At 37.9% G+C, this 7,979-nt stretch carries 10 protein-coding genes; 6 read left to right on the top strand and 4 right to left on the bottom strand.

Annotation, left to right across the window (positions count from 1 at the left end; genetic code table 11):
- Positions 1 to 244 precede the first annotated feature (244 nt).
- Positions 245 to 445, top strand: a complete 201-nt coding sequence (locus tag B9P78_RS08650) for a hypothetical protein (protein WP_094519050.1) — start codon at positions 245 to 247, stop codon at positions 443 to 445.
- A 48-nt stretch (positions 446 to 493) separates the two neighbouring features.
- Positions 494 to 742, top strand: coding sequence for a DUF2922 domain-containing protein (locus tag B9P78_RS08655; RefSeq protein ID WP_094519051.1), 249 nt, complete (start codon positions 494 to 496; stop codon positions 740 to 742).
- Between the two features lie 187 nt (positions 743 to 929).
- On the opposite strand, the gene B9P78_RS08660 is transcribed toward B9P78_RS08655, so the two are convergent.
- The 4 genes from B9P78_RS08660 to galE all read right to left on the bottom strand — a co-directional run bounded on the left by B9P78_RS08660 (position 930) and on the right by galE (position 3,360).
- On the bottom strand, positions 930 to 1,184 hold the full coding sequence (locus B9P78_RS08660) for a helix-turn-helix domain-containing protein (RefSeq protein WP_094519052.1): 255 nt from the start codon (positions 1,182 to 1,184) through the stop codon (positions 930 to 932).
- Positions 1,185 to 1,353: 169 nt separating this feature from the next.
- Positions 1,354 to 1,788 (bottom strand): LysM domain-containing protein, encoded by a 435-nt coding sequence (locus tag B9P78_RS08665; RefSeq protein WP_233487840.1) that lies wholly within the window; start codon positions 1,786 to 1,788, stop codon positions 1,354 to 1,356.
- 56 nt (positions 1,789 to 1,844) lie between these two features.
- Positions 1,845 to 2,015, bottom strand: a complete 171-nt coding sequence (locus B9P78_RS10380) for a hypothetical protein (RefSeq protein WP_233487841.1) — start codon at positions 2,013 to 2,015, stop codon at positions 1,845 to 1,847.
- A 328-nt stretch (positions 2,016 to 2,343) separates the two neighbouring features.
- Positions 2,344 to 3,360, bottom strand: coding sequence for a UDP-glucose 4-epimerase GalE (gene galE / locus B9P78_RS08670; protein WP_094519053.1), 1,017 nt, complete (start codon positions 3,358 to 3,360; stop codon positions 2,344 to 2,346).
- A gap of 394 nt (positions 3,361 to 3,754) precedes the next feature.
- Here galE and B9P78_RS08675 point away from each other — a divergent pair, with 394 nt between their 5' ends.
- The 4 genes from B9P78_RS08675 (at position 3,755) to B9P78_RS08690 (ending at position 7,807) form a co-directional block, all read left to right on the top strand.
- Entirely contained in the window at positions 3,755 to 4,351 is a 597-nt protein-coding gene (locus B9P78_RS08675; RefSeq protein ID WP_158520591.1) for an MFS transporter, read from the top strand.
- A 107-nt stretch (positions 4,352 to 4,458) separates the two neighbouring features.
- The gene (locus B9P78_RS08680; RefSeq protein ID WP_255377096.1) at positions 4,459 to 5,001 is read left to right on the top strand and encodes an MFS transporter; all 543 of its coding nucleotides are present in this window, start codon (positions 4,459 to 4,461) and stop codon (positions 4,999 to 5,001) included.
- Positions 5,002 to 5,148: 147 nt separating this feature from the next.
- Positions 5,149 to 6,018 carry a prephenate dehydrogenase gene (locus B9P78_RS08685; protein ID WP_094519056.1) on the top strand — a complete coding sequence of 290 codons (870 nt, stop codon included), beginning with the start codon at positions 5,149 to 5,151 and terminating at the stop codon, positions 6,016 to 6,018.
- Positions 6,019 to 6,157: 139 nt separating this feature from the next.
- The gene (locus tag B9P78_RS08690; RefSeq protein WP_094519057.1) at positions 6,158 to 7,807 is read left to right on the top strand and encodes a peptide ABC transporter substrate-binding protein; all 1,650 of its coding nucleotides are present in this window, start codon (positions 6,158 to 6,160) and stop codon (positions 7,805 to 7,807) included.
- Positions 7,808 to 7,979 lie beyond the last annotated feature (172 nt).

Consider the following 7,979-nt stretch of genomic DNA (forward strand, 5'->3'; position numbering starts at 1 on the left):
CTCTTTCATCGCGCGCCTCAGTTCTGTCAGTTGGTCTCGCAGTTCCATCTGGCTCATCCCTTCATGTTTTTGCCTGAATCATATCAGAAAAACAAGAGGGAGTAAAACTTTACCTCAACTTATATAGCACAGTATATTTTTGCCTATTATTTTACAGCTGTTACTTGTCATTTTTGGTCGCCATTTCGTTCTTATTTATGTAAGTCATCCGGATGCTTACGAGAAAAAATTAGGGGGCAAGATCATGAAAAATTTTGAATCTGCAAAACTTGAATTAACATACACGAATGCTGTCACAAATAAGGAAACGCGCATTACTTTAAATGGCTTAGTTGCGGACGCGGATACCGTCTTATTAAATAATTTAGCTGTCGCTGTTTCAAATTTAGTGGAAGATCCGTTTACGGATGCTGTAGCGGTTGAACGTTACGCGATTACTGCTTAAGTCGCTGCACCTTGGTCACTCTCGTCTTAATTTATAGGAGGAATATTCATGTTTGAAGAAACGAATGTGTTCGAATTAAAATGTAAAACTGCTGATAATAAAAGTCGTACGATTACGATTAAAAATCCAAAAGCAAATTTAGATGCAGCTACGGTTGAACAAGCGCTAAATGCATTAGTCGCTGCAGATGCTTTCATCAATGAAGATGGCTACAAAATCTTTGTAACACCGGTTTCTGGTCGTTATGTAAACCGTCAAGTTCAAGAAATTTACACAACCGAAGCAGTCGCAGGCTAAATGTCGTTTATACATTAACTTGGGGTTGGGATCAAAGGGTCCCAACCTTTTATTATATGCCCAGACTTGGTTTGCACCTGCTTTTTGGCGTTTATATAACAAAATAGTCGCATTCGTTTGTGGAACTTCAGGCCACAAACGAGTACGACTTTTTTAGTGTTTATTCAATTAATCAACAATTTAAAAATTATAATTCTACTTTAACGATTAAGTTACCACCAACAGCATCAACGATTTCTTGTAATGTTGCCAATGAGATATTTTGTTGTCTTGATTCAACGCGTGAGATATAGCTTTGTTTGCGTCCAGAAATTTCAGCAAGACGTGCTTGAGAGATACCTCGTTTGCTTCTAATTTCTAATAAGATTTCTGCGGCATTTTGTGTTGCTTTTTGACGTGCGACTTCTCTAGGCTGTGAGTTTGCAATTTTTAGTACTTCCATGATCCGCCCTCCTTACTTTCTTATTATTATACTACAAATATTTGATATCAGTTATAAATCTGATTGATTGAAAATTCAACTTTATTATAATACAACTATTTTCATATAAAAGCTAGTAAAAAAACTAGAAATTTAAATTTAATGTATATAATCTTTACACAAAATTTACTTATTGGACACGAACAACCTCTCCCGGTGTTACAACTGCCTCTGTTTTACCATTTAATGATAAAAATTCTTCAAGTGTTAACCCATTATTTACTGCGATACGATAAGCATTATCACCTGATTGCACTGTATAAGTACTAGCACCTGTAGAAACACTTGATGATTCTTCCGTTACACTAGTCGAGCTAGTCGCTGTACTTGAACTCGCACTAGCTGACGTAGAAGTAGATGTTGATGAAGACGATCCGCCACTCACACTCGGTGCAACATAACTCGGATCATTACTTCTCGATACTGCTAATTCAGAGGAGAACGATTCATATTCTTGTGTTAATGCAGCTAAGTCTTCTGAATATGCAGCATCTTTTGTAATGCTCACTGATTCATCTAAATTGACCGCTGCCGATGATGAGCTACTCGTATTCCCAAGACTCACCCCTTGTGCGCCTTCTGAAATACTTAGCGGTGCCGCTGAGTATTGATTAGATCCACTTAAAGCGTTTGATGAAGCTCAATTCCTAATGGATTGTTTTCATCCGCAGAAGCACGCCACGGAATGACAATTAATAATAATGCAATTGAGAGAATACCAATGATTGTCCACTGTGTTGCTTGGGACTGCGATTGCCACTTCTCTATAAACTTACTAAGCCATGCTGGCATATCTTTTTCCCACCTTGTAAAAATAAATTGTGCACCGAAACAAGACATGCAAGTACATTGCATGACAAAGTTCAATACCTGATGTGTAAGAATGGCCTTGATTAGCGCGGTTTCCTACAAAAATCCCCACCAATACATACTATTCATGACACATTATAGCACAACTTTCGAATAACCCTTGACTTATATATTACCCCTAGATTTCAATTTCATTACAGAATTTTCACAGGTGCTCAGTACAGCGGTTATACGCAAATAAAAAGACCCGTACAAAAATTGTACAGGTCCAAATATGCTATTTTACTATTCAATTGTTTTTACCTGATGCCTAAGCTTCAGCGTAACCATTCGGATTTTTCGATTGCCAGTTCCAAGAGTCACGGCACATATCCGCTAAATCTTTTTCTGCAGTCCAGTTTAACAATTCTTTCGCATATGACGCATCTGCGTAGTTAGCAGCTACATCACCAGGACGACGATCAACTAATTCATATGGTACTTCTACGTCATTTTGTTCAACGAATGTGTTTACTAAGTCTAGTACTGAGTAACCAATGCCGGTACCCAAGTTGACTGTTTCAACGCCTTGGTTTTTCACTGCGTGATCAATGGCAGCTACATGTCCTTTAGCAAGATCAACGACGTGGATATAATCACGTACACCGGTACCGTCATGTGTTGGGTAGTCGCTACCAAACACAGATAGGTGATCACGTTTACCAATGGCCACTTGTGTGATGTATGGCATCAAGTTATTTGGAATATCTGTTGGATCTTCACCAATTAAGCCAGATGCATGCGCCCCAATTGGATTGAAGTAACGCAAGATCATAATTGACCATGTATCATCTGCAACACTCAAGTCGCGCAAGATTTGTTCATTCATCACTTTAGTGTAGCCGTAGGGGTTGGTCGCGCTAGTAGGTAAGTTTTCAGTTAGTGGTGAGACGTTATCCATACCGTAAACTGTTGCACTAGATGAGAAGACAATGTTTTTTACGTTAAATTCTTTCATCACTTCTAGTACTGCTAGTAAGCCGCCTAAATTATTGTGATAGTATTTCAACGGTTTTGCGACTGATTCACCGACTGCTTTGAAGGCTGCGAAATGAATTACTGCTTCGATTGCTTCTTTTTGGAAAATTTTTGTTAGTGCTTCTTTGTCTAATACGTTTGCTTCATAGAAACGTGGACGCACGCCTGAAATTTCTTCAATTCGATCTAAAACGACTGGTTTACTGTTTGAATAGTCATCAACGATTACGACATCGTAACCAGCTTGAATTAATTCAATTGTTGTATGTGATCCGATATAACCGGCCCCACCTGTAACTAAAATAGCCATTATTCCACTCCTTATCTATCATCCATCATGTTGGCAATGTTAACGATTCGCCTATGCATCATAATCTTGTTCTTATTCATATTGTAGCATAGTAACTTACGAGAAAAATGTAACATTCCACTAAAATTTTGGTAAAAGAAGCGCCTTGTTTAAAAAGCAGCTAAGGATACGGACCAAATTATATATTTTTAACAAAAATTGCAATCTATTTTTGAAAACGCTTTTTATGTATTTAATTTATTTCTATCTTGAAATAATTTTAAAAACTCCTTATAATAATAGTGCTTTATATTTTCTCGCGGATCAAATTCTGTATTTTGACATTCGTTTTTTGTTATTTACAGATATGACCACAACGGATTATTGCTAAAAAATGCATTATAGGAGGAACAATATGAAAAGTAAAGAATCGTTCTACGGTTGGCGCATCGTCCTTGGTGCGGTATTGGTCTTAGCTGTTACTGGACCTGCAGGCGTAGCCATCGCAAACATCTATCAATCTTCAGTTACTGAGGCTTTGAATATATCAAATGCACAATTCTCAATTTCTAATACCCTAATTTTAGGTGTATCTGTATTTTTTGGTTCTTGGATTTCTGGTCTATTAGCTAAGAATTTCAAAAAAGTATTTATGATTGCTTCCTTAATTTACGGTCTATCATATATTGCTTTCGGGTTAGTAAATAACGCTTGGTTATTCTACCTATTATCTTTCATTGTTGGTTTTGGTTTCTTATCAACATCAACTATGGCTATGTCTATATTAATTTCTAATTGGTTTGTTGAAAAACGTGGTTTAGCTTTATCTATTGCCCTTTCAGGTGTAGGTATTGGTGGGATTATCTGGAGTCCTGTTGTCACAAGTTTAATTAATAGCATCGGTTGGCGTGGTAGTTATATGACATACGGTGCCATTATGCTTGCCATCACTTTACTAGTTGGTCACTTTATCTTTGTTGAAAAGCCTGAAGATATGGCTTACAAGCCTTAGGTGCCCAAGATACAAACCAAGCTAACGGCGCAACAAATACGCAAAATTATCGTGTACCATTTACATTAAAAGAATCATTTACAAAACCCTTCTTTATTTTCTTATTAATTGGTGCAGTGTTTGTTGGGCTTTCAAACAATGGTGGTTTGGGTCAATTCCCACCCTTCATGCAAGAGTTTCATGGCGCTTCTAAGGGCGCGTTAATCATCTCAATTTATTCAGCCGTGGGTATTATTGGTAAATTACTATTAGGCTCTATTTCTGATAAATTCGGTGTTGTCGTTTCAACTATCTGGACCTCAGTCCTACTAGTACTTGCTTACTTCTTAGCTGCTACAACGACATCTTATGGTTTCGCTATTCTATTAGCCATTTTATTCGGTCTTGGAAACTCTATCGGTACAGTATTACCTCCACTAATTGTTTCAGCAATTTATCCTGCTAAATCTTATGCCCAAGTTTATGGTCTTGTGAACCAATTCTTATTCTTAGGTATGATGTTTGGTTCATTAATTGCTGCATCAATCGCAGAAGCAAGCTCATACAGTGCAGCATGGTATGTCTTCGCTGTTATTTCAGCTTTAATTATTGTTTTCTGGGCTGGTTCATACTTCCTAGCTAAGAAAGATTTTAAAGCCATCAAAAAATAGACATGTAATATAGATAGAAGTTAGTCTTTGAGACTAGCTTCTTTTTTTGGGGAAATTTCTGATATTTTCCCCAGCTTTACTATAATTGATGCCTATTAAATGGTATCATTAAACATAAAATATGAGAGAACAGTTAGGAGTATCATGATGAAAATTTCTATAGTAGGTTTAGGTGTAATAGGTGGTTCGTTTGCAGAGGCTTTAAAGACTGCAGGTTATGAGAACGTATATGGCATAGACAATGACCAAGAAACCCTAGATACCGCTGTAGAAATGGGCATTATCAAAGCTGGCTATTTAGATGGTAAGGATATTCTACCTGAAACTGATTTAACCATCATGGCCCTCTACCCTAAAACGGCAGTTCGTTTTACTGAAGCGAATCACGACTACTTTAAAACTGGCGCCATTTTAATGGATACAACCGGTATTAAAGAAAAATTCATTGCGGATATGGCCGATGTCGTGCCAGACAATATAGAAGTCGTCTACACGCATCCTATGGCGGGACGGGAAAATCGTGGGATTGCCTATGCACAAGGGTCCGTTTTCCAAGGTGCCAATTTCCTATTAATTCCCACCGATGTCAATAATGAAGATAGTTTAGTCTTTATTGAAGACTTAGCAAATAAACTTGGCTTTGGTAAAATCAATCGCGTTTCAGCTGCCTTCCATGATCAAATGATTTCATTTACATCACAATTACCCCATGCTATTGCTATTTCATTAATGAATTCAGATCACGAAAAGCGTGAAACTGGTAAATTTACCGGTGACTCTTACCCTGAATTAACGCGAATTGCGAAAATCAATGAAGACTTATGGAGCGAATTATTCATCGATAACAAAAAATACTTACTCCAATCTATCAAAGATTTTGAAAATCAATTAGATATGGTGAAAACAGCCATTCGTGAGGAAGATAGCGATACACTAAAAAACTTATTCATCAAATCAACAACCAATCGCTTGAAATTGGAAGAACAAATGGACAAACGTAAAATGAAACGCAAATAAACACAGTAACGAAACGATAACGCAAAGCAATCACGCGTTATCGTTTTTTGTTTCAATACCTATGCAAATTAACATACATTTTTTGAAAAATGATATATAATGTGAATATAATTAGAATTTTTAGAGAAGAGGTAGTTTTATGAAGAAAAGATTGAGATTACTATCATTAACCGCAGCCAGCCTTTTGATCGCCGCTTGTGCCAATACGAGCACTGGAGATGCGAACCAATCAGCAAGTGATGATGTTGCCAAAAACATTCAAGTTACGGTCAATGGTGAACTTGCCTCACTAGACAGTGTGTCTTCCACTGATACACCTAGCCAAACGACAATTGCTAATGTAATGGAAGGTTTGTATCGTCCAGCCGATAACGGCTCAAATGAATTAGGTGTAGCTGCTGAAGAGCCTACTGTTTCTGAAGATGGATTGGTATACACATTCAAAATTCGCGAAGATGCTAATTGGTCTAACGGCGACCCTGTAACGGCTGAAGACTTCGTTTATACCTTTAAGAAGACGGTCAATCCTGACACTTTAGGTGGTAATGCCAATAAGTTCTACATGATTAAGAATGCGCAAAGTATCGCGAACGGTGAAGGTGACGTGGAAACGCTTGGTGTGAAAGCTATAGATGATAAAACACTAGAAATCACCCTAGAACAAGCAACACCTTATTTTACCGATTTACTAGCTGCACCTTACTATCTACCTGAAAACTATTCTGTTGCAACTGAATTGGGCAATGACTATGGTACCTCTGCGGAAAATACAGTCTATAACGGCCCTTACGCTGTAACAGACTGGAATGCAACTGAAATTGAATGGACCACTAGTAAAAATGAAGAATATTGGGATGCTGAGAATGTTGATATTGACCAAATTAAATGGGTAATGTCGAAAGAAAACTCAACAAACGTGAACTTATTCGAAGGTGGCGATCTACAATATACTGAAATTACTACGCCATACGTGCAACAATACGCAAATTCAGATACGCTTCACATTGAACCAAAGGGTATGATTGGTTCACTAGAATTCAATACTACGCGTACACCAACCAATAATACGCATTTACACCGTGCCATCAGTCAAGCTTTTGACCGTCAAGCTTTCGTGGATGCTATTTTAGCAGATGGTTCAATACCTGCTGGTGGATGGATTCCTGATTCTTTCGCTGCAAACCCTGAAACAGGCGAAGATTTCCGTGATGAAAACGGCACGCTCACTACATTCGATGTAGAAGCTGCTCAAGAAGAATGGGCATTGGCCTTAGAAGAGTTGGGTACAGATTCCTTAGAGCTAGAATTACTAACATCTGATACCGACACCTCAAAAGCTACGTCAGAATTCTTGCAAGCCGAATTACAAAAGAACTTGCCTGGTTTGACGATTACTGTTCGTAATGTACCATTAAAATCGCGACAAGCAATCACTGCAACCAAAGATTTTGATATCGTATACGGTACATATACACCATCATACGCTGACCCAACAGCCTTCCTTGACTACTTTGTAACTGATTCACCATTATCTTCAGGTGATTTCTCAGATGCTACTTATGATGGCTATATAGAAGCTGCGAAAACAACTGATGCCCTTGATCCGGCAGCACGTTGGGAAGACTTCCTAGCAGCAGAAAAATATTTGGTTCAAGAAGCAGCCCCCGTTGTACCAATTTATCAAGGTGCCTATGCTAGCCTAATCGATCCAAACTTAGAAAATGTTATCAATCAACCAAATGGCGTATCTCAATACTACCGCGCCGCAACATACGAAGTAACCGAATAAAGTAAATTTTCATTATGCTAGAGATCAGGATAAAACCTGGTCTCTTTTTTATGTGATACGAATGGAGATCAACTTAGAATAGATTTGTCCTAAAGATTTCATATGATGCACAAAAAACCCAAAGTAGCTAGTGTAGAGGCCCCCAAAAGTTAGACCAAAAATCTAACTTTTG

The sequence above is a fragment of the Aerococcus sp. 1KP-2016 genome, assembly GCF_002252085.1.
Classification (GTDB): domain Bacteria; phylum Bacillota; class Bacilli; order Lactobacillales; family Aerococcaceae; genus Aerococcus.

Bases quoted from the DNA above. Each gene is read 5' to 3' on its own strand.
- B9P78_RS08675 (WP_158520591.1), top strand. From the start codon at position 3,755: ATGAAAAGTAAAGAATCGTTCTACGGTTGGCGCATCGTCCTTGGTGCG.
- B9P78_RS08685 (WP_094519056.1), top strand. From the start codon at position 5,149: ATGAAAATTTCTATAGTAGGTTTAGGTGTAATAGGTGGTTCGTTTGCA.
- B9P78_RS08655 (WP_094519051.1), top strand. From the start codon at position 494: ATGTTTGAAGAAACGAATGTGTTCGAATTAAAATGTAAAACTGCTGAT.
- B9P78_RS08660 (WP_094519052.1), bottom strand. From the start codon at position 1,184: ATGGAAGTACTAAAAATTGCAAACTCACAGCCTAGAGAAGTCGCACGT.
- B9P78_RS08690 (WP_094519057.1), top strand. From the start codon at position 6,158: ATGAAGAAAAGATTGAGATTACTATCATTAACCGCAGCCAGCCTTTTG.
- B9P78_RS08650 (WP_094519050.1), top strand. From the start codon at position 245: ATGAAAAATTTTGAATCTGCAAAACTTGAATTAACATACACGAATGCT.
- galE (WP_094519053.1), bottom strand. From the start codon at position 3,360: ATGGCTATTTTAGTTACAGGTGGGGCCGGTTATATCGGATCACATACA.
- B9P78_RS10380 (WP_233487841.1), bottom strand. From the start codon at position 2,015: ATGCCAGCATGGCTTAGTAAGTTTATAGAGAAGTGGCAATCGCAGTCC.